General features: G+C 64.2%; 18 protein-coding genes. 16 read left to right on the top strand and 2 right to left on the bottom strand.

The genetic code is table 11. From position 1 onward, the window contains the following. The 9 genes from HG800_RS01190 to HG800_RS01230 all read left to right on the top strand — a co-directional run bounded on the left by HG800_RS01190 (position 1) and on the right by HG800_RS01230 (position 10327). Positions 1–1044 carry a PhoH family protein gene (locus HG800_RS01190; protein WP_169972824.1) on the top strand — a complete coding sequence of 348 codons (1044 nt, stop codon included), beginning with the start codon at positions 1–3 and terminating at the stop codon, positions 1042–1044. 46 nt (positions 1045–1090) lie between these two features. Continuing rightward, positions 1091–3328, top strand: a complete 2238-nt coding sequence (locus HG800_RS01195) for an HD family phosphohydrolase (RefSeq protein WP_169972827.1) — start codon at positions 1091–1093, stop codon at positions 3326–3328. Between the two features lie 7 nt (positions 3329–3335). Continuing rightward, complete coding sequence (gene ybeY / locus HG800_RS01200; protein WP_169972829.1) at positions 3336–3860, top strand: rRNA maturation RNase YbeY; 525 nt, start codon at positions 3336–3338, stop codon at positions 3858–3860. Beyond that, complete coding sequence (locus HG800_RS01205) at positions 3857–5155, top strand: hemolysin family protein (protein WP_235963180.1); 1299 nt, start codon at positions 3857–3859, stop codon at positions 5153–5155. Before ybeY ends, HG800_RS01205 begins: the two co-directional genes overlap by 4 nt. A 30-nt stretch (positions 5156–5185) precedes the next feature. Then, on the top strand, positions 5186–5926 hold the full coding sequence (recO, locus tag HG800_RS01210) for a DNA repair protein RecO (protein ID WP_169972831.1): 741 nt from the start codon (positions 5186–5188) through the stop codon (positions 5924–5926). Positions 5927–6058: 132 nt separating this feature from the next. Further along, positions 6059–7399 (top strand): tetratricopeptide repeat protein, encoded by a 1341-nt coding sequence (locus HG800_RS01215; RefSeq protein ID WP_169972833.1) that lies wholly within the window; start codon positions 6059–6061, stop codon positions 7397–7399. A gap of 84 nt (positions 7400–7483) precedes the next feature. Continuing rightward, positions 7484–8023 carry an LPS assembly lipoprotein LptE gene (gene lptE, locus HG800_RS01220; protein WP_169972835.1) on the top strand — a complete coding sequence of 180 codons (540 nt, stop codon included), beginning with the start codon at positions 7484–7486 and terminating at the stop codon, positions 8021–8023. Between the two features lie 88 nt (positions 8024–8111). Next, positions 8112–9002, top strand: coding sequence for a dihydropteroate synthase (gene folP / locus HG800_RS01225; RefSeq protein ID WP_315851946.1), 891 nt, complete (start codon positions 8112–8114; stop codon positions 9000–9002). Positions 9003–9049: 47 nt separating this feature from the next. Continuing rightward, complete coding sequence (locus tag HG800_RS01230; RefSeq protein WP_169972837.1) at positions 9050–10327, top strand: glutamate-5-semialdehyde dehydrogenase; 1278 nt, start codon at positions 9050–9052, stop codon at positions 10325–10327. A gap of 7 nt (positions 10328–10334) precedes the next feature. On the opposite strand, the gene HG800_RS01235 is transcribed toward HG800_RS01230, so the two are convergent. After that, positions 10335–11237 carry an SDR family oxidoreductase gene (locus HG800_RS01235; RefSeq protein WP_169972839.1) on the bottom strand — a complete coding sequence of 301 codons (903 nt, stop codon included), beginning with the start codon at positions 11235–11237 and terminating at the stop codon, positions 10335–10337. Positions 11238–11379: 142 nt separating this feature from the next. Here HG800_RS01235 and HG800_RS01240 point away from each other — a divergent pair, with 142 nt between their 5' ends. Next, on the top strand, positions 11380–12276 hold the full coding sequence (locus HG800_RS01240; RefSeq protein ID WP_169972841.1) for a ParB N-terminal domain-containing protein: 897 nt from the start codon (positions 11380–11382) through the stop codon (positions 12274–12276). Between the two features lie 158 nt (positions 12277–12434). Then, entirely contained in the window at positions 12435–14075 is a 1641-nt protein-coding gene (locus HG800_RS01245; RefSeq protein WP_169972843.1) for a hypothetical protein, read from the top strand. 16 nt (positions 14076–14091) lie between these two features. On the opposite strand, the gene HG800_RS01250 is transcribed toward HG800_RS01245, so the two are convergent. Continuing rightward, entirely contained in the window at positions 14092–14982 is an 891-nt protein-coding gene (locus HG800_RS01250; RefSeq protein WP_169972845.1) for an RAD55 family ATPase, read from the bottom strand. A gap of 275 nt (positions 14983–15257) precedes the next feature. Here HG800_RS01250 and HG800_RS28115 point away from each other — a divergent pair, with 275 nt between their 5' ends. The 5 genes from HG800_RS28115 to HG800_RS01275 all read left to right on the top strand — a co-directional run bounded on the left by HG800_RS28115 (position 15258) and on the right by HG800_RS01275 (position 20946). Then, a complete protein-coding gene (locus HG800_RS28115; RefSeq protein WP_169972847.1) occupies positions 15258–17096 on the top strand; it encodes a type II and III secretion system protein family protein in 1839 nt (612 codons plus the stop codon). A gap of 40 nt (positions 17097–17136) precedes the next feature. Beyond that, complete coding sequence (locus HG800_RS01260; protein ID WP_169972849.1) at positions 17137–17931, top strand: hypothetical protein; 795 nt, start codon at positions 17137–17139, stop codon at positions 17929–17931. Between the two features lie 14 nt (positions 17932–17945). Next, positions 17946–18980 (top strand): tetratricopeptide repeat protein, encoded by a 1035-nt coding sequence (locus tag HG800_RS01265; RefSeq protein WP_169972851.1) that lies wholly within the window; start codon positions 17946–17948, stop codon positions 18978–18980. A gap of 136 nt (positions 18981–19116) precedes the next feature. Continuing rightward, complete coding sequence (locus HG800_RS01270) at positions 19117–20427, top strand: Gfo/Idh/MocA family protein (protein WP_169972853.1); 1311 nt, start codon at positions 19117–19119, stop codon at positions 20425–20427. Positions 20428–20529: 102 nt separating this feature from the next. Further along, a complete protein-coding gene (locus HG800_RS01275) occupies positions 20530–20946 on the top strand; it encodes a hypothetical protein (RefSeq protein WP_169972855.1) in 417 nt (138 codons plus the stop codon). Positions 20947–20959 lie beyond the last annotated feature (13 nt).

Consider the following 20959-nt stretch of genomic DNA (forward strand, 5'->3'; position numbering starts at 1 on the left):
ATGCAGGCAGTGACGATTCGCCTGGCCGATCACGACGAGGAGCTGGCAATCTTCGGCAGCCGAGACCAGTTTCTCCGACAGGTCCGCGATGCCCTGGGGGTCAAGGTTCTCGCCAGAAACGGAGAGATCCGGGTCGAGGGAGAATCAGATCGGGTGGATCGCGCCTCCCGGGTCTTCGAAGGTCTGCGACGCCGCTACCGTCGACAGCGGATGATCACCACCCAGGACGTTGCCGACGCCATCGACGCAGTGACTCCCATCGATGGCGGCTCCGGCGGATCGAACGTCGAGATTCGAGAAGGCAACCGCCTCGTCCGTCCCCGGACGGATGGTCAGACCCGATACCTGCGCGCCTTGCTGGAGAACTCGCTGGTTTTCTGCATCGGCCCGGCCGGAACCGGGAAAACCTATCTGGCTGTGGCTGCCGCCGTTGCGGCCCTGCGTCGGGGAGACATCAAGAAGATCGTCCTGGTGCGTCCGGCCGTCGAGGCCGGGGAACGGCTCGGCTTTCTTCCGGGCGATCTCGAAGCGAAGATCAACCCCTACCTTCGCCCGTTGCTTGACGCCCTTCGCGACTTGATGGACTACGACCAGCTTCGGCGTTACATGAGCAACGACCTGATCGAAATCGCCCCTCTGGCCTACATGAGAGGCCGGACCCTCAACGAGGCGATCATCATCATGGACGAGGGGCAGAACGCTACCGTCAATCAGATGAAGATGTTCCTAACCCGCATGGGGACCGACGCCCGGATCGTCGTCACCGGAGACACGACTCAGGTTGACCTCGAACCCGGCACCCCGGACGGCCTTTCCGACGCCGTTCGGCGGCTTGAAGGGATTGACGGGATCGGGGTGGTCCGCCTAGATCGCTCCGACATCGTGCGTCACCCTCTGGTCCAGGCGATCGTTAATGCCTACGAGCGTACCGGTTCTCCGATCGAGCCGGGGATGATGGCCGCGCCCTCCCCGCTCGAAACGACGAGTCCACCGCCGGACGACTCTCCACGATCCGAACCGGGCCTTGCCCCGGAGCATCTGTGAGCGACGGTTCTGATGCCAAGCCGGCCGACCGGCGGAGCTTCTCCCCATGACGCCTGGTAAACGCAAGCCGAAGGCCGCCCGCGCTCAACTGCGCGGGGCCGAACTGATTGATCTCCGGAAAAGCCGGCTCACCCGGCAACGCCAGCGCCTTGCCTGCCTGATCCCCGCCGTACTCGCGGCCCTGATCAGCGCGGCGATCGTCTGCGGCTCTGGACCGGCCTTCCCGTATCGGGTCGGCCAGCGAGCCACGCGCGATCTCCGCGTCAACGTTCCCGAGTTCCAGCGGCTGAATTTGGTCCAGACAAACCTCCTCCGGGAGCAGGCGGCCCGTCAGATCTCCCCGATCTTCTCGAACGATCCCGCCCCGATCCTCGAACTTCAGAAGCTGCTCGAAGACCTTGTCGAAACCGTGGCCAACGCCCGCCGCGAGACGATCGCATCCTTGCCTCCCGATGTGGTCGAATCCTGGGGGCTTGATGCGAACATCTTCGAAGACCTCCGCGAGGCGAGTGACACTCCCGCGCGTCGTGACGATCTCCGCCGCTCAATCGCCGAGGCCTTCGCGCCGATCATCCGTCACGGCGTCCTTGGTCGGGGCTTGCTTCCGCTCGATGAGGAGTCGGGCACGATGATCCAGGTCCTCCAGGACGATCGCCGCGTCTCGGTCAGTCGAGACCGCGTCTTCCCCGAACGGCTGGTTCGCCCAGACGGTCTTGTCGCCGAGGACTTCATCGCCTCCTTCAACTCTCCCGAACTGGGAAAGACCCTGTTTGGCCTGGTAGACGACCGTCTGGCTCAGACGACCACGCTCCACTTCGAGAAGGAAGCCACGGCCGAGGCGCGTCAGCGGGCTCGGAATCGTGTTCGAGACTACTACGACACCTATACCCGAGGTCAGTTGCTGGTCGAAAAGGACCGCACGATCACCGAGGATCAGCTCGAACTGCTGAGGCTCGATCACGAAGCCACCCTTTCCTCGATCAGCTCGGCCGATCGCCTGCAACGGGTCGGGGCCTTCGTGGTCCTGGTGGCGATTCTGTACGGCTTGACAGGCGCCCTGCTCCAGCGATTCGATCCGAAAACCGCAAGGGACCCGCTCCGGATCTCGGCCCTCTGTTTCGTCGCCGTGCTGGCTCTGGGGCTAAGCCGTTTGATTGCCATGCGCCCCTGGGGGGCCGAGCTGATCCCGGTCGCTCTGGCGGCCCTGATGCTTGCCGTGGCCTATACTCCCATGACGGCCCTGGTCTTTACCTTCGGAACGAGCCTCTTGATCAGCCTCGCGCTGGGCTCGGGACTTGGTTACTTCGTCATGCTCCTGGGAGGGACCGCCGCCGGAATCCTCTTGCTGGGGGAAGTTCGCACCAGGACCAAGCCGATCCAGGTCGGAGCCGTGGCGGCGATTGGCTATGCCTCGCTGTCGGCTGCCGTTGGACTCTGGCAGGAGCAACCTCTCGAATTGATCGCCGCCGATAGCGGAATCCGGGCGGGTTGGGGCCTGCTGACCGGGTTCCTGCTCGGCGGCAGTTTGCCGTACGTCGAACGGCTGTTTGGCATCGTCACCGGCATCAGCCTGCTGGAACTCGGAGATGTGAACCACCCGCTGTTGCAAGAGCTTGTTCGGCGCGCTCCCGGCACGCACAACCACTCGATCACCGTCGGCACCATCGCCGAGGCCGCGGCCGAGAAGATCGGGTGCGACGGCCTGCTTGTCCGGGTGGGGGCTTATTTCCACGACATCGGCAAGATGCTCAAGCCCAACTACTTCATCGAGAACCAGACCCCCGGCACCGTCAACCGCCATGCGAACCTCGCACCGGCCATGAGCACGTTGATCATCATCGGCCATGTCAAGGACGGCGTCGAACTGGGCCGCCAGCACAATCTGCCGGCCCGGATCATCGACCTGATCGAGCAGCACCACGGCACGACCCTGGTCGAATACTTCTACCACGAGGCCAACCGCCGTCGAGACGGCAACCCTGATGCCTCGATCGTCCTCGAAAGTGCGTTCCGTTATCCCGGCCCGAAGCCTCAAACCAAGGAAGCCGCCATCCTGATGATGGCCGATGCCTCGGAGAGTGCCAGCCGGGCTCTGTCGGACCCGACCCCCGCCCGGCTCGAGGGGCTGGTTGAGGAACTGATCGACAAGCGCTTGCGTGATGGCCAGTTCGACCAGTGCGAGCTGACGATCCGAGAGATCGCCACGATCCGAGACAGTATAACTAAATCCCTCATCGGCATTTACCACGGCCGCGTGAAGTACCCCCAGCAACGAACCGCCTGACACCCCGATGGCATTACTCCCCTCCGACGATCCTGGCCGGCCCCCTCTGGAGATCGACCTGAGCGATACTCAAAGGCACCTGCGCCTCGATCCTGACCGCGTTCGGTCCATCGCTCGACACACCCTGGAGCAGGAAGGGGTCCATCACGGCTCCGTGTCGATCGCCGTGGTCGATAATCAAGCCATTCATGAGATCAATCGTCGCCACCTCGATCACGACTGGCCAACCGACGTCATCAGCTTCCTACTCTCGGAGCCGGACGCCCCGGAGTTCTCGGGCGATCTGATCATTTCGGCCGAGATGGCCGTCTCGGTGGCAACCCAGTGCGGCCTTGACCCAAATGCAGAATTCGCGTTGTACTTGGTCCACGGACTTCTTCATCTCTGTGGTCACGACGACCTGACCGAGGTGGAGCGGACCCGAATGCGCGATCGAGAAGACGAGATCCTCGAGGTTCTGGGCATCGCCCGTCCCCCTCGCGATCTTGAGGGGGCACGGTACGAGGTTTCGGTACGGGAGGCAGGTTCTTGAGTGCCTTGGCCTTCGGGATCATTCTGGTCGCGGCTCTTGGGATGGCCGCCTGGCACGGCCTGGCGGTCTTGATCTCTCGAGCCCTGTTGACCTACTCGCGGAGTCAGTTGGAAGCCCAGTGCGAGGCCAGCGGTCATCCCGATCGGGCCGACGCGATCGAAGCCGAATGGGAACAGACCGAACGCTCCTGCGCAGTCCATGCGACTGCCTCGGGCCTTCTTCTCCTGGCCTTGCTCGGAATTGCCGAGGCCAATCACCCGGCAACCGTCAACCCCTGGACCTTGATTGTCGCCTGGATCGCGGCGGGTATGCTGCTCCGGATCGTCGCCGGGGTCTCCGGTCGCGTCTATGCCGAGGCGGTCCTCGACTGGTCCTGGCCGATCGTTCAGATCCTGAACTCGCTGGCCGTCCCGATTCTCTCCGCCGGCGTGGCTCTGGAATCGGCCGTGCAGCGCCGTCGCAAGGGCCCTCGACGCAATGCACGCCCCCGTCCCTTGAGCGTCGAGGTCGAGATCCGGTCGCTTCGCTCTGCCGCCGAGGCGGAGCACGAATTGACCGAAGCCACTCGCGATCGGATCGAGCACCTCGTGGCCCTGGAACGGCGCGACGTGGGAGAGATCATGACCCCCCGCTCGGCGATGGTTGCCCTGTCGGCCAGTACTCCGGCCGCCGAAGCGGCCCGCACGATCATCGCCTCGGGTCACAGCCGCATTCCGCTCTTTGGCGAGAATCGCGACGACATTGTCGGCATCCTTTACGCCAAGGACTTCTTTGGTGAACTGCTTGACGGCTCTAGCCTCGACGCCGTTCGGCTCAGACGCCTTGTGCGTCCTCCGCTCCGCGTGCCGGAAACCAAGCGAGCCTCAGACCTGATCGACGAGATGCGCCGCCAGCGCGTCCACCTGGCCATCGTGCTCGACGAGTACGGCGGCGTCGCCGGTCTGGTCACCCTCGAAGACCTGCTCGAGGAGATCGTCGGGGCGATCGACGACGAATATGATAATCCGACTCCGGAAGACCCGATCGTTTTGATTGCCGAGTCGCTGTACGAGGTCGATGCCGGGATGAGCCTCGACGACCTGAACGAGCGGCTCGACCTCGACCTGCCGACCGACGCCGACTATCAAACGATTGGCGGGTTCGCCTTCAATGCGCTCGGTCGATTACCCGAGCCGGGCGTTTCGTTCCTCGACCGTGGGGTTGAGTTTACAGTGATCGAGGTTGGTGATCACTCGATTCGAAGAGTTCGCATTGATCTGCGACCGAGGGAGAGCCTGGAGCACTCGGTCGGCTAAGCCGGGCCATCTCGCGACGGAACCCCACCCTTGGCCGCGATTCGCACGCCTGCCCTGGTGATCCGATCGGTCGATGTCTTTGAGACCAGTCGGGTCCTCACGCTCTTTACGAGAGAGCTGGGCAAGGTCTCAGCCCTCGCCAAGGGGGCCCGGCGGCTCAAGTCTCCATTTCAGTCCGGGCTTGACCTGCTCAGCGTCTGCGATATCGTGGTGCTCCACAAGGCGTCCGATGCCCTCGACCTGCTGACCGAGGCCGTGCTTGACGAGCACTTCGAACCACTTCGCCGCGATCTCGCGGCCCTCTACGCCGGCTGTTACCTGGCCGAGTTGCTCGACGCCCTGACCGACCGCCACGACCCGCACCCGAAGCTGTTCGACGCGGCCCGAGTGACCCTTCGTCACCTGGGCGATCCCGTCTCTCGCCCGAGCCGGACCCTCCGGTTCGAGCTGGCCTGTCTCCGGGAGTTGGGTTTGATGCCGGCACTCGATACCTGTGTTCACTGCGGCCGACCTCCGACGGCACCCGACCAGCGGGTCGCCTTCGGCCTGGCCACCGGCGGCGTCTTGTGCGCCGACTGCCGGCCCGGTCAGCCGCATGTCGCCACCCTCTCCGCCACCACCCTCGACACGATCCGGGCCCTCGCCTCTCCAGGCGATGCCTGGAAGGCGACCTGGGGGCATCCGGAGGTCCTCGTGCCGGTGCGGTCGACGGTTGGGGCGATCATCAGTCATCTCATGGGTCGAAGGCCGCGCCTCCTTTCCTTCGTCTGATCGGCTTCGGGTCGCCAGGAACGGAGCCCGGTACCGGTTGGTGTGATGATGGACGCGAAGCGGGTCGGCCGATGGGGTCGGGTCGACGCGGCCTCTTTCTGAGCCGACTCAGTCAGTCGGAGCGAGACACGGATGTCCCAGCCCCTGTCCCGATCCCGAACCTCCTCTCCCCCGGCCCTCGTCGTGGCCGGGCTGGCCCTGGTGGTTGCGCTCGCCACGAGCGGCTGCCGTGGCGGCTCGTCTCCCGGGCTCCGAGGCATGTTTCCGGCCGCCCAGCGCGGGTCTGATGTCGATGCCCCGGAAAGCCAGGCCTTGCTCGCCCGATGGATGGGCACTCCTCGAACCGATGATCAGGTCCGCCGCGTGGGAGGCTTGACCCTTCGACCCGACGGTTGGGCGTCCAAAGGCCGAGAGACCGAGGATCAGCGGGCTGCCGAGTTCGAGGCGGCCGAGCAGCTTTATCTCCAGGGTGATCTCGACGCCGCCGAGAAGGCGTTCGCCCGGATCGCCCGCAAGGAGCGGCCCTCGGGAATCAAGCAGTTCACCGACGCCCTCTCCGAGATCGGCGGGCTCGACGACTTCGACCGCCGTCGATCCCCTTGGGGCATGCGATCGCTTTACTACCTGGGTGAGATCCGCTTCAAGAAAGGGAACTACGTCGGGGCGCACGACACCTTTGAAGAACTGCTCAAGGACTATCCCGGCACCCCACACCTCGACGAAGCGGTCTCTCGAGAGTTCCAGATTGCCCAGACATGGCTCAATCAGATCCGGCCTGCCGAGGACCAGCCTCCCCTGCCCTGGCATGCCCGGTTCCGCGGTGGGTTACCTCTGATCGACACCGGCGGGCACGCCGTCGCGGTGCTCGAACACGTTCGTCAGAACGACCCGGCCGGCCCCCTGGCCGATGCCTCCGTGAAGCTGATCGCAGACCACTATTCCAGTGTCGGCGATCACGAGACGGCGGCCTTCTACTACGATCAGCTCATCAGCGATCATCCCAAGAGCCCCTTGCTTCATGATGCCTTGATGTCAAGCGTCGACTCGAAACTGAACGCCTACATCGGTCCCGAATATGACTTCACCGGCCTGGCCGAAGCGCGGAACACCGCGAAACGAGCCATGCAACTGTTTCCCGAACGCCTGACCAGTACCTCGGACGACCTCTACCACACGCTCGACCTGATCGCCGATCAGGAAGCCGAGCGCGACTACACGATGGGCGAATGGTACCGAAGTGCCGGCTACGTGATCTCGGCGGAGTACTACTTCGGCGGGATCGTGCAGAAGTGGCCCCGGAGCGAGTGGGCTGAGAAGGCCCGCGCCCAACTGGCCGAGCTAGCCACCATGCCTCGCAAGGAAACGGCTCCCTCGAAGATGATGGTCCAGCCCGGTGGAAACGATCCGTTTGCCCAGGGAATCAGCTCGGGCAATCCCGGTGGACTCGGCCCCGGCTCAACGATGGGCCCCTGATCACGAGGGGATCAGCCCGTACCCGAACCGTTCAAGGACGCGCCCCGAGGCGCCCGGCCCAGGGCCGGCACAGGAGGTCCCGTGATGGCGATGGCTCGAACCAATCCCCGATGCGGCCCCGGCCCCTGCGCGTTGCTCGCCGCGATCGCCGCCCTGGCCGTGATCGGCGGCGGGTGCGGCTATTCGCTCCGGGCTCCGTTCGACGAGTCGATCCGCACCGTCTACGTGCCGATCTTTCGATCCTTCTCGTTCCGGGATGATCTCAACATCCGCTTGCAGGAAGAGCTAATCAAGGAGATTGAGAATCGCACGACCTACCGCGTGGTCGATTCCCCAGAGAAGGCCGATACGATCCTCTCCGGAACCGTGCTTTATGCACAAAAGTTCAACGCCGTGGTCAGTCCGAACAACCTGCCGCGTCAGTTGTTTGCCGACCTGACCATCGAGGTGAGCTGGGAAGACCTCCGCAATCCGACTGATCCCGACAAGGAACCCCCCAAGGTCACGCTCACGCAGACCGTCCCCTTCTTCCCCGAGCCGGGCGAGACCGCCTTCCTTGCCTACCAAGAAGCCATTCGCCGCGCGGCGGTCGATATCGTTAATATGATGGAGGAGCCCTGGTGATCACTCGGGGAGCGTTCCGTCTGGTCGATCAATCGGCCGGAGGGCCTCACCGTCACCGGGAACTGGGTTCGGATCGGAAGCACTGCCGGTGACCTCTGCGCTATTCCTGCTGCTGATCGCGATCGTGGTACTCGGAACCCTGCCAGGGCTGGCCGACTGGACGCTGCCCGACCGGGTCGTTCGACGTCCGGCGATCATGGGCATCCTGAACCTGACCCCCGATAGTTTCTCCGACGGCGGCCTGATTCCCGACCTTCAGACAGCGGTGGCTCGGGCCGAGCAACTCGTCCAGTCCGGGGCCGACCTGCTCGACCTTGGCGGCGAGTCAAGCCGTCCCGGCGCCGATCCCGTCTCGATCGACGAGGAGATCCGCCGGGTCGTTCCCGTCGTCGACGCTCTTGCCGGGAGCATCGGGGTGCCCCTGTCCATCGACACGACCAAGCCCGAGGTCGCCCAGGCCGCGCTCCGGGCCGGAGCTGCGGTGATCAACGACATCCAGGGGTTGCTCGGTGACGACCAGATGCCCCGCCTGGTGGCCGAGTCCGGGGCCGGGGTCGTCTTGATGCACATGCAAGGCTCTCCGCGAACGATGCAGCAGAACCCGACGTATGCCGATGTCGTGACCGAGGTCTACGACGCCCTGGCGTCTCGGATCGACCGGGCCGAGTCATTCGGGATCGATCGATCGCGGATCGCCATTGATCCCGGCATTGGCTTCGGCAAGACCGCCGACCACAACTGGCAGTTGCTCCGCCATCTCGATCGGTTCGCCGGGCTGGGCTGCGCGATTCTGATCGGCACGTCTCGCAAGCGGTTTCTCGGAGCTCTGACCGGCCGAGACGTGTCGGAGCGGACGACCGCCTCGGTCGTCTCTTCCGTACTGGCGATCGAGGCCGGGGCCGACATTGTCCGGGTTCACGACGTGGAACCGATGGCTGATGCCGTAAAGGTCTGGTCAGCGATGCGTCCCTCGGTGTAAACGATCGAACCGCGCTCACTTACGCTTCAACGACGGAACGAAATCCGATGGCTTCACAGGTGATGTCCGAGTCCCTTCTCGACCAGTGCCGATCGCTCGCCAAGCGGGCCAAGGCCGCTTCCCGATCGCTCGCCTCGGCGTCGGGGACCGCAAAGAATGACTGGCTAACGCGATCGGCCGAGGCCCTCCGCGCCAACGTCGAAACGATTCTCAACGCCAACGCCCGAGACGTTGCGGCCGCTCCCGAGTTCGGCCTGACCTCAGCGGCGGTCGATCGCCTGACGCTCAACCCGGCACGGATCGATCAGATCGCCGTCGCTCTGGAAGAAGTCGCCGCCTTGCCCGACCCCGTGGGCGAGGTGATCGAAGGCTACCGGCGTCCGAACGGTCTTGAGGTGACGAAGCTCCGCGTGCCGCTTGGCGTCATCTTCATGATGTACGAGAGCCGGCCAAACGTGACCGCCGACGCCGCCGCACTCTGCGTCAAGAGTGGCAACGCGGTCATCCTTCGCGGCGGCAAGGAGGCTCGTCACACGAACCTGGCTCTGCACGCTGTTCTCGCCGATCAGCTCGACGCCTCGGGCCTCCCTCGAGAGGCGGTCCAGTATGTCGGCGTGACTGACCGCGAGGCCGTCGGCCTGTTGCTCGGCATGCCCGAGTTCATCGACCTGGCCATTCCTCGGGGGGGCGAGAGCCTCATCCGTCGGGTCGTGGCCGAGGCGAAGATGCCGGTCCTGAAGCATTACCAAGGCAATTGCCACGTCTATGTCGATGCGAAGGCCGATTCGGCGATGGCCGTCTCGATCATCCTCAACGCCAAGGCCCAGCGCCCCGGAGTCTGCAACGCGGCCGAAACCCTGCTCGTCCATCGTGACATCGCTCCGCAATTCCTCCCCGACGCTTCCGCGGCGCTGGCCAGGGCGGGTGTGGAGCTACGCGGCGACGAGTTCAGCCGATCAATCGTGCCGTCCATGACTCCCGCCTCGGCCGAGGACTGGGCTACCGAGTATCTCGACCTGATTCTTGCCGTCGCTGTCGTGGATGACCTCGATGCCGCCATGACTCACATTGCCCGGTACGGCTCGGGGCATACCGAGACGATCGTCACCGACGACCTTTGCGCGGCCCGCCGATTCGTGACCGAGGTCGATAGTTCCGCCGTGCTCGTCAACGCCAGCACTCGGTTTAACGACGGCGGACAACTTGGCCTCGGGGCCGAGATCGGCATTAGCACCGATAAGTTCCACGCCCGAGGACCGTGCGGACTTCGAGAGCTGACCACGACCAAGTGGGTTGTCTTCGGTAACGGCCACGTTCGCGGTTGAGGCTCGATCAAGGTTCGGCGCGGCAACGATCGAGCCCACCTTCGAGCGTCGGCCGCTTGAATCCTCGTAGCGCAGTCTCGATCTTGCTCGAATCGAGCGAAAGGTCACGCGGCCGAGGCTCGGAGGCGGGCACGTCGTCTTGCCGGTTCTGGCCGATCAGGTCCACGGGCAAGCCCTCATGCAGGGCAAGCCGACCGATCATCTCGAACCGGGTCAGCCGCTCGATCCCCCCCAGGTGGAAGACCCCCGAATGCTCGCGCTCCTCGGCCATTCGAACAAGCGCCTCGGCCGCAGTGGCGTAGTCGAGGGGGGTGCGAAACTCATCAACGAAGAAGTCTTGCCGATGACCAGCTCGCAAGCCGTCGAAGACCCGATCCAAGGTCGTCGGTTTCCCGATTCGGGAGGGGCCGTAGAGCAGACTGAGCCGAACCACCGCATTGTTCATGAGGCTGGGGTAGGGAAGAAAGAGCTGTCGCTCCCCTTCCTTTTTCGAGACGCCGTAGGTCGATCTCGGCTCGACTTCGTCGTCTTCTTCTCGCCAGCCTCGAACACCGTCGAAGACCATGTCGGTCGACGCGAAGACGACCCGGCAGCCGACCACGTCGGCCCGAGCGGCGATGAAGCCAGTGGCCGTTGCGTTCACAGCGAAGGCGGTTTCCGGGTCTCGGAAGGCCTGGTCGACGGAACTGATTGCGGCCAGATGGAGGATCGCATCCGGCTGGTCGCGTTCGATCGCCTGACTGATCGCGTCGAGATCCAGCAAATCGACCGGCTCGATCGGAAATCCTGCCCGATGGCCGGGCGAGGACCGGCTCCAGCCGATGACCTCGTGAGCCGACGGCCCGAGTCGGTCGAGGACATAGGCGCCAAGTTGCCCGCTCGCGCCGGTGACGACAATCCGAAGTCGCATGAGAGACGTTCCCGACGAGTTCCCAGTTGCGGTTCACAGCCCCGGCATCTTGCGATAGAGTCTGCGCCGTGTCGACCCCGCTCCGGATCGCTCGGCGGGGTCGTCGGAATCGAACAGCCCGAGCGGCCAGGGAGGGCCGCCCATGGATGTCCGCGAATTGCCGGTCGATGAGATCGTGCTCGACCCCGCCCTGAACCTGCGCGATCAGCTTGATCCGGAAACAATCGAGCGCTACGCCGAGTCGAGCGAAGACCTGCCGCCGGTCACCGTCTTCGACGTGGACGGCCAGTGGCTGCTGGCCGATGGCTTCCATCGTCATGCGGCCTTTGTCTCGCAGAATCGGCCGAAGATCCCGGCACAGGTTCATGCCGGATCATACAACGAGGCCCTCATCTTCGCCGCCGGAGCGAACCTGACGCATGGCCTACCGCTGCGTCGCCAGGAGCGTCGCCGGGCCGTTGAAATTCGCTTGCGGCTCGATCCCGAACGCTCCGACCGCCAACTCGCCCGAGAACTCGGTGTCAGTCGGGACCTCGTGGCCCGGGTCCGTAACGACCTCGTCGGTGCCGGTCAGATCGGACCCGGCGAAGGCCGGGTCGGCGCCGACGGCAAGTTCTACCCCAATCCCGGCCTGCCCCGCGACCCGAACGAACGCCTCCCCGGTCGCGACGACATGCCCGAGGAACCTCGAACCCGCCGCAACGACGATGACGGGTTTGATTCCCCTCCCCGCCGCGGTCGATCGGAGGAGGGCGCCGAGTCTGGGGCCACGCCCACCAACAAAGAGGTTCCCCCGTTTCCCGGAGGCACGCTCGGCGAGCTTCGCGATTTGGCGCGCTCCGGACCCGTTCCCGTGGCCACGCCGACGATCGACGAGATGCTGGAACTCATGACCCGGCAGGTCATGGAGGTCGTTTGCTGGGTCGAGGGAGAAGACTTTGCCCCCGCCTTCGCGTCAGCCGGTTCTCAGGCCCGCCAGCGGTTCCGGGTCGCCGTGCAGGCGCTCGTCGATGCCTCCGCACAGCTTGAGGATGGGTAAGATCTGGTGATCGGGGAACGGGACAACGTTCAAGAATCGGGAGCCAGGAATCCGAAGGTACATCCCAGTGTGGACCCTTGGATTCGAGCCGCACGTGATCGAAACTCCTGGAACCTCGGTCCGGTCTGGATCGTTTTGCTGCCCGGAGGGGTCATCCCGTGAGTAGCTCACTCCCCGCCGACACCACGCGGCCCTCGGCCGATCCCCGAGTGATCCGCCAGTGGGCCCTCGGGTTTCTCGTGCTCGGGATTGCGTTGAGGCTGATCCGATGGCTCCTGCGTTATCCCCTCTGGCATGACGAGGCGTTCGTCGCGGTCAATTTCATTAGCCGGGGCTATCGCGACCTGGCCGGCCCGCTCGACTATCTCCAGGTCTGCCCGATCCTCTTTCTCTGGGCCGAGCTGACGGTCGTCAAGCTCCTCGGCTACAACGAGTGGACACTCCGCCTGTTCCCGACCCTCTGCGCGATCGGGGGCCTGGTGCTGTTCGATCGGCTGGCGAAGCGCAGTCTTCCCGGCTGGGGGTATCCGATCGCCGTCGGCTTCATGGCCGTTGCCTACTCACCGATCCGACACGGCAACGAGGTGAAGTCGTACGCCACCGACCTGCTCGCGGCAACGGCCGTACTCCTGCTCGCGGTCCTTTGGCTGAAAGAGCCGCACCGATCGCGGCGGCTCTGGCAACTCGCGGTCGTGGCCCCGATTGCGCTGGCCGGATCGCTCACGGCCGTCTTTGTCGTCGGAGGGGTTGGCCTGGCCCTGCTTCCGAGTGTCTGGAAGACCCGATCCCGACGGGTCTGGACCGCGTTTGTCGGCGTGGGCGTGTCGTCGGCATTGACCTTCCTGGCCCTGTTCCACTTCCATCTCGCGACAGCTCAGAGTGAATGGCTTCGGACGGAATACCTCATTCCGTACTGGTCGAACGCCTTCCCCCCCTTGTCGGAGGGGGTGCTGGCGACCTTGATCTGGCTCGTCCGGATTCATGCCGGAAACCTGCTGGCCTACCCGATCGGAGGAGACGACGGCGGCAGTGTCCTCACCTTGATCGCCGTGGCCGTCGGACTCCTGGCCCTGCTTCGAGGCAAGCGATACGCCCTGGCCGCCTTGCTCGCCCTCCCGTTTGCCCTGAACCTGCTGGCCGCGGCCCTGGGTCGGTATCCCTACGGAGGCGAGGCTCGGATCGCCCAGCACCTGGCGCCGGCGGTCTGTCTGCTTGCCGGGCTTGGTGTCAGTCGGTTGATTGGTCTGTGCCGGTCGGATCGACGGGCGGTTCGGTTGCGGCTCTTGACCGTCGGTGTGATCTTGCTGATCGGGGCCGGGAACCTGATCCAGGCGGTTTCCTCTCCCTATCATATGATCAGTGCCGCCCGCGACCGTGAGTTCGCTCGTTGGTTCTGGCCCGAGCAATCCCGATCGGCCGAACTCGCCTGCCTGAAGGCCGACCTTGGCCTCGAGTTCGAGCCGAAGCAGTGGATCACAGGCATTTCCGCCAGCTATCTCTGCAACCAGGCCATTTACGCTCCCGATCGGGCAGCTGATCCTTCCGACGATCGGCCCCTGCGTTATGTCCTGTTCCAGGTCGACAGCTACTCCTCTCCGCTCGACTCGCCCGGCTTCCGTGATTGGTTCGACGGCGAGGCTCGCCGCCATCGTTTCGAGCGGATCGACTCCTTCGTTGTCAACGCCGATCGCGGCGAGAAGGAGTGGAAGGTCGGCCGCTACTGGGTCGTCGAGTTTTTGCCCGAGGCGATCGCGGAGAAGGTGATCGCCCAGGACCCTCGGACGATCCCCCAACGCTGATTGGGAATCGCAGGACTCAGACCGGGTCGAACTCCAGCCCGCGATCGGTGATCCGATACGGCACGATCGCGTCGGAGCAGACGCTTCCTCGGTGCTTCGCCACGTAGAGCGAGCGGCCCATCCGCCCTTCGTGACGGGTGCGGCCCATAAGGATGATCGTATTGGCGTTGGAGAAGACGTCTCCCTCGCCGATCGGCTGGGTCATCAGGTCGTCGAGCAGGACGTGAGGGGTGGTGTAAAGGTAGAGACAGCCGATTGAAGCGTGGTCGTAGCGGTGGGCCATGACCTTCGGCTCGTTGGCCCGATAGTGTTCGCGGAAGAGCTCACGAGCAGCCCAGTCGTCCTCCTTGCGAAGGACCTGGTGATAGAGGTACTCGAAGAACTCGAACTGGATCGACTCACTCATGCGGTCGCTCGGTTCGATCCCGTCGATGACCACCCGGCGCACCCCTCGGACAAACTGGGCGTAAAAGAACTCGACCGACTTGCGCAGGACGCGGGCCAGGTCGGTCTTCCAGGCGTGCCAGTCGTCGTATTCCAGGTCGCGGCGAGTGACGCGGCGTCCGGCTTTCGAGAACGGGTGGAAGTAGTCGCCGAGCGACCGGTCGAAGTCCCACACCGAGGCGAGATCGAGGTTCGTGTCGCTTCGATAGGGAGTGATCGACCAGTCGAACTGCGATTGCGCGTAGGCGGCGTGGTTCTGAGCGTCTCCTCGGCTGGTCAGGTCGCAGAGGACGCCGCGGTGTCCCTCGGCCAGGCGTCCCTGATCGGCCCATCGGAGGCCGAGCTGGGTCTTGCCGACTCCCGTGGCCCCGGCAATGACCGTGAGGGTACCCGGGAGCAATCCGCCGCCGAGCAACTCGTCGAGTGTGTTGATTCCGAACCCAAGCCGCTGCTGACCGGTCATGAAACGTCCCTTGGCCCCGAACAGAAGGGGCTTTCTTCGCATCGAAACGCGCTGGCCGGCTGTCGTGACACACGTACGTTGACGCCGGTCTCGCATTGTTGCGGCGTTGGGGCCAGTCGGGCAAGGGCTGTGGATCGGCTTAAGTTGGGATCGGTTCCAGTCGATGAAATCACCATCGTGGCCATAAAGTCCACATAACCTGTACGAGTCTTACGGCCGAACCGGATCAACGGCGATTTCAAGGTCGATCCGGGTTACTCATCGGAGGATACCGGGTGTTCCAGGTGAGATACACTCATGTCCGGAGTCGGCCGGTTCTCGGGGCCGTACGATTCTATGTCGTCGTTCAGGTCGCGGGAATGTGCCTGGGAGGTTCCGGGCTTACTGCCCAGGAAACCGATATTCCTCCGCCGGTGGTCTCGCCCCCGGTCGTGGCCCCGCCGGTCATTCCTTCTCCCGATGTTCCGGCGGGCGGAATGATTCGGATTCAGACCGACACGCCTCCCGTCCCTCCTCCCGGAGACGCCGGCTTGCCTCCGGTTCTGGAAGGCGAGCAAGAGGACGAGGACGAATCCTTTCCCGTTCCCGATCCGGGAAAACTGATTGAGGCCGTCGATCTTCCCCCTTCCGAGGTGCAGTTGATCGTCGGCCGGTCTCGGCTGTTCCGGCTCACGCGTCCCCTCTCGGCCGATACGCTGATCACCTACGATAACGACGGGGTCATCGAGGTCCAGCCGCTCACGGACCCTGAGGCCCGCGACCTGCGGTTCCTCAACGTCATCGGGGTTGGGTTCGGCCGGGCGACGGTCCGTCTCATCGATCAGGAACGGAACCTTGTCCAGACGCTCGAAGCTGTGGTTTCGATCGATGAAGCCGCACTCGAAGAACGCATCAACACCATCCTGGAAGGTTCGGACATCACCGTTCGCCAGGTGGCTCAGAACGTCATTCTCGAAGGCCAGGTCGCCAATTCGAAGGTCATGGCCGACGTGCTGGAGCTGGTCCGGTCTGAGTTGAGACTGTCGGGCCAGGCGGCGGTTGGAAGCGTGGCCAGCGACCTCGGCTTCAGCGCCGAGGAACCGGCGCTTGGAACACCCGTGCCCCCCGCCGCTGCCAGTCCTTCGGGAGTGCAGCCGGGCCTGGTTGTGGTCAACCGCGTCAAGGTTCGCGGACCCCGGCAGGTGATGCTCAAGGTCAAGATCGCCGAGATCAATCGCACCGGATTGCGACAGCTTGGCGTCAACTTCCAACGCCTGACCGACGGGACCAATATTAACTCGATTGTCGGCGGCGTGGCCGGAGTCACCGAGTTCCAGCCCTTGCTCGGGATCGAGCAGCTCCTCTTTGCCGACCCGCTCGACACCCAGCTCTTCGGCATCTTCAACGACGGCGATTTCCGGCTCTATCTGAACGCATTGCGTCAGAACGACCTGGTCCGCATTCTTGCCCAGCCGACCCTGATGACCCTCGACGGGCAGCCCGCTCGGTTCCTCGCCGGTGGCAGCTTCCCCTTCCCGGTCCCTCAGATCGGCATCGGCGGTGTGGCCACGATCACGATCGAGTTCCGAGACTTCGGCGCCTTGCTTGAATTCCTGCCGACGATCCTCGAAGACGATTCGATCCGCCTCGACGTGCAGCCGATCTTCTCCGAGCTGAACCAGAACACGGGAATCGCCGTGGCCGGGACTGCGGTCCCCGGGCTGACCGAGCGAAGTGCTCGCACGGTCGTCCAGTTACGGGAGGGGCAGACCCTGGCCATTGCTGGCCTCTTCTCGACCCGGACCAACGGCTCGACGCAGCGGATTCCCTTGTTGGGAGATATTCCCGTCGTCGGTCCTTTGTTTAGCCGCAACGTCATCCAGACGAACGAGACGGAGCTGATCGTATTGGTGACTCCCGAGCTGGTCGAGCCGGTCGAGGCTCAGGCCGCTCCCGGTCCAGGAGAGCTGTATCAGGAGCCCAACGACCTGGAATTCTTCTTCCTCGGTCGGCTTGAGGGCAAGACGCGCCACCCACACCGATCGACGATCAATTATCTCGATCCGTTCCAGGTCATGAAGCATTTCCAGAGTGAAGATCAGTGGGTGGTCGGGCCGCACGGATTCGCGGACTGATCCTCGGTCCAGGACCCTTCCATCGGCGAGGACAAGACCAATGCGAGATGATCGACGAACCCGCGGCGCGGCCCTGCTTGGAGCGGCCCTTGCAGCCATCGCCTCGACGGGGCAGACTCGGGCTCAGGATCTCCTTCCCCCACTGCCCCCTACCGTGACTGGACCGATCGAAGGTGCGCCGATTCCTCCTCCGAACCCCATGCTCATCGGGAAGGCCTCCGAATCCCTGGTGATTCCACCGCCGATCCTGCCAGGAGCGGTCACCCCGACTCACGTTCACAATCACGGTCCAGTACTCTCGCCTCACAACGGGGCGGTCCACATTCATCAACCTGGCCCGATCGGCCGGGCGGTCCACCACATCGGTTACACGATTAAGGATCGCATGGTCGGCGAGCACGAACGATTCAACGAGCCGCCGCTCGGCTGGTCGGTCAATCGGAATTTCGGAGCTCAGCAGGCCCGAGCTTCCATTCATCGCTTTACCCTCTACCGCACCGACTTCCTCGCCGGTAGCGAGCAGTTGAACCCCGGAGGTCTCCGACGCCTTGGCCGGATGGTCTCGCTGCTGCATTGCTACGACGGTCCGATGCTGGTGGAGATCGACCCGAACCGACCCGGTCTGGCCGAGGCTCGCCGCCTCGCCGTCCTGGAGCTGGCAGCAAGCAACGGCACCGTCCTCGAACCAGATCGCCTGATCGTTGGCGGCTCTCCGTTCCTGGGTGGTCGGGGTGATCTCTCTGAGATTTACAACGGGGTGGTCATCGATCGCTCGCTCCGAGCCCCTGAGACCTATACGCTTCCTCCGATCCCGAATGCGGATTTCACAAACTGACCCGAGGCCTTCTCATGAACCTCCGCACCGCGCTGCCGATCCCGAGCGTCCGAATGGATCGGATCGGTCAAACGACGAGTCAGGAGTGCCTCGGACCGGATCGCCGCCCGGAACTCCGAGGCGGTCGGTTCCTGCTGGGCATGCTTCTGTTCTCGCTCGCCGTGTCCTCGGGCTGCCGCAGCACCCTGCAGAAGCGCAAGGGTGACGAGCCCTCGTTTCCCGGCGTTTCGACCGACGAGGTGGCGGGATCGGCCCTGATGAATAGCATGTCGACCTCTGCGAACGCGAGCTCGCCGACCAATCCCGAACCGATGCCCGAGTTGACCTCGCAACGCACGGCCAATGTCCATCTCGACCTCGGCCGTGTCTTCGAGTCTCGCGGGCAGTTCGCCGCGGCTGAAGGCGAATATCGCCGGGCCATCGACGCGATCGACCGCAAGGTCGATCGCGCAACGCAGGCGCTGGCCCACCGACGGCTGGCCGCCGCCCTCGATCGACAAGGGAAATTCGCCGATGCGGCTCCTTACTACGCCGAGGCGACCCGCATCGCTCCCAAGGACTACCGAACCTGGAACGATGCTGGTTACAGTGCCTATCTTCAGGGCCGATGGGATGAGGCGATCGAATCGTTGAGAAAAGCCGAGGCGCTGGAACCGAACGATCCTCGCGTCCTGACAAATCTCGGCCTGGCCCTCGCCGCGTCGGGACAGGAGGACGAGGCCATGACCATCCTCTCCCGAGCCGGCGGCCCCAGCGCGGCCGAGGCGAACCTGGCATACATCCTTGCGGCGAACGGTCGAACCGACGAGGCCCGAACCCGCTATCGGCGGGTCCTTGAGGTCAATCCCGCCAACTCGCTGGCCCAGAAAGCCCTTGGTCAGCTCAAAATCGAGGAAGCGAAATCCGCCGAGGCCATTGCCTCGATCCCTCCTCCGATGGTCGATCCGGCTGTCCGCCCTGCCTCGTTCGAAGCGATTGGCTCGACCGCTCTCCCCACCAAGGCTGCTGAGGATTGGTCCACGGACAAGCCCTTGCGAACGGCTCGATGATCTTCGATCGCGCGGGCGGGACGTTGCTTTCGTCGGCCCGCTCGCGCTGCTATGGTGGATGCTTCTTCTGAGTTCCCGAGTCGTGCCGAATCAAGGGTTCGACTCCCTTCTCCCGACCCGAATTGAGAACCACCCCATGACTTACGCCAACTGGTCGCGTCGAGGGTTCTTGAGGGCTTCGACTTCCGCCCTTGTGGCTGCGGGCTTGCCCCTCTGGTACGCCCGGGAAGTCGTGGCCGCTCGCGAAGAGGCGAGCAGCAAGCCGAAACGAACGATCGGCCCCAACGACACGATCGTCATGGCCGCCATCGGTTGCGGAGGCCAGGGCCGAGGGATCATGCGATCGGCCGCTCGTCGTGAGGGGGTCAAGTTCGTCGCCGTCTGTGATGTCGATACCAGCCATGCTCAGCAGGCGGTCGAAGACCTCGGCGGAGGCGACATCACGGTCTACAAGGACTTCCGCGAACTCTTCGCCAACGAAGAACTCGATGCCGTCACCATCGGCACTCCCGACCACTGGCACACCCTCCCCGCCCTGGCGGCCATTCAGGCCGGGGTTGATGTCTACTGCGAGAAGCCGCTGACACTCTTCCTCGACGAAGGGAAGGTGCTGGTCAAGGCCGCCCGCGAACACGACACCGTCTTCCAGGTTGGCAGCCAGCAGCGCTCCGATGCCCGCTACCGCCTGGCGTGCGAACTCGTCCGCAACGGCCGGCTCGGCAAGATCAAGGAGGTCGAGGCCCGCATCGGCCGGAACCCAGTCGGCGGCCCCTTCAAGGAAGCCCGCGTTCCCGATGAACTGGATTGGGATTTCTGGCTCGGCCAGACTCCCGAGGTCTCCTATGTCCCCGAACGCTGCCACTACGAGTACCGCTGGTGGCAGGCCTACTCCGGCGGCAAGATGACCGACTGGGGAGCCCACCACAACGACATCGCCCAGTGGGCGCTCGGCTACGACGGTTCCGGACCGGTCAAGGTCGATGCCGATGGCTCTCCCTGGCCCGTCTTGCCAAATTCGTATGACATGCCCGAACGGTTCGTCTGCACCGCCACCTACGACAACGGCACCGTCCTGAAGACCATGAGCGACGGCGAGAACGGCAACCTCTTCACCGGAGAGAACGGCTGGATCTTCGTCAATCGCGGCAAGATCGAAGCCAGCGACCAGGCCCTGATCGACGAGCCGCTCGGCGACGACGCCGTCCGCCTCTACGTCTCGAACGACCACATGGGCAACTTCCTCGATTGCGTCCGCAGCCGGGAAACCCCCATTTGCGACGTCGAGATCGGGCACCGCTCCGTCTCCGTCTGCCACCTCGACAACATCGCCCTGAACCTTCGTCGCGAGCTGACCTGGGACCCCGAGCAGGAACGCTTTGTGGACGACGACGAGGCCAACGGCCTGCTTCGCCGTGAGATGCGCTCTCCCTGGACTCTCGACTTCTAAGCGAAGAGAAGACTCGACCCATGCCGAGGTGTTCCGGGTCCGATACTGTCGCGGACCTGAGACCCTCGGCCGAGCCTCCGTTCGATCGAGACAGGTTCTGTCATGGATCAATCGCCCCCCTCGGATCGCGAGCCGTTCGAGTTCAAACCCGATCACGGGCATCTCATCGCGGACCTCGGTTCGAAAATGCACTTCGTCGGGATCTTGACGATCCTCCTTGGCGGAATCGCCTTGCTCTCGGGCATCCTCAATCGCCCGCCCGGGACCTTCTGGACCGCAGGGACGCTTGTGGCTGCCTTGACGGCGCTGATTCTGGTGGCAGTCGGCTTCTGGTCCATGCGAAGTGGCCGAGAGTTCCTCCTCGTCGCCCAGACCGAAGGGGCCGACATCCCTCATTTGATCCGAGCCCTGGAAAACCTTCGCCGACTTGTCAGCCTTCAGTACAACCTCGCCTGGTTCGGCTTGATCCTCCTGGTCCTGCTCATCGTCTTCGGCTTCTTCATCGACCCCGCGCACTAAACCCCGACTCCGA

It is taken from the genome of Tautonia rosea, assembly GCF_012958305.1.
Taxonomy (GTDB): Bacteria; Planctomycetota; Planctomycetia; order Isosphaerales; family Isosphaeraceae; genus Tautonia; species Tautonia rosea.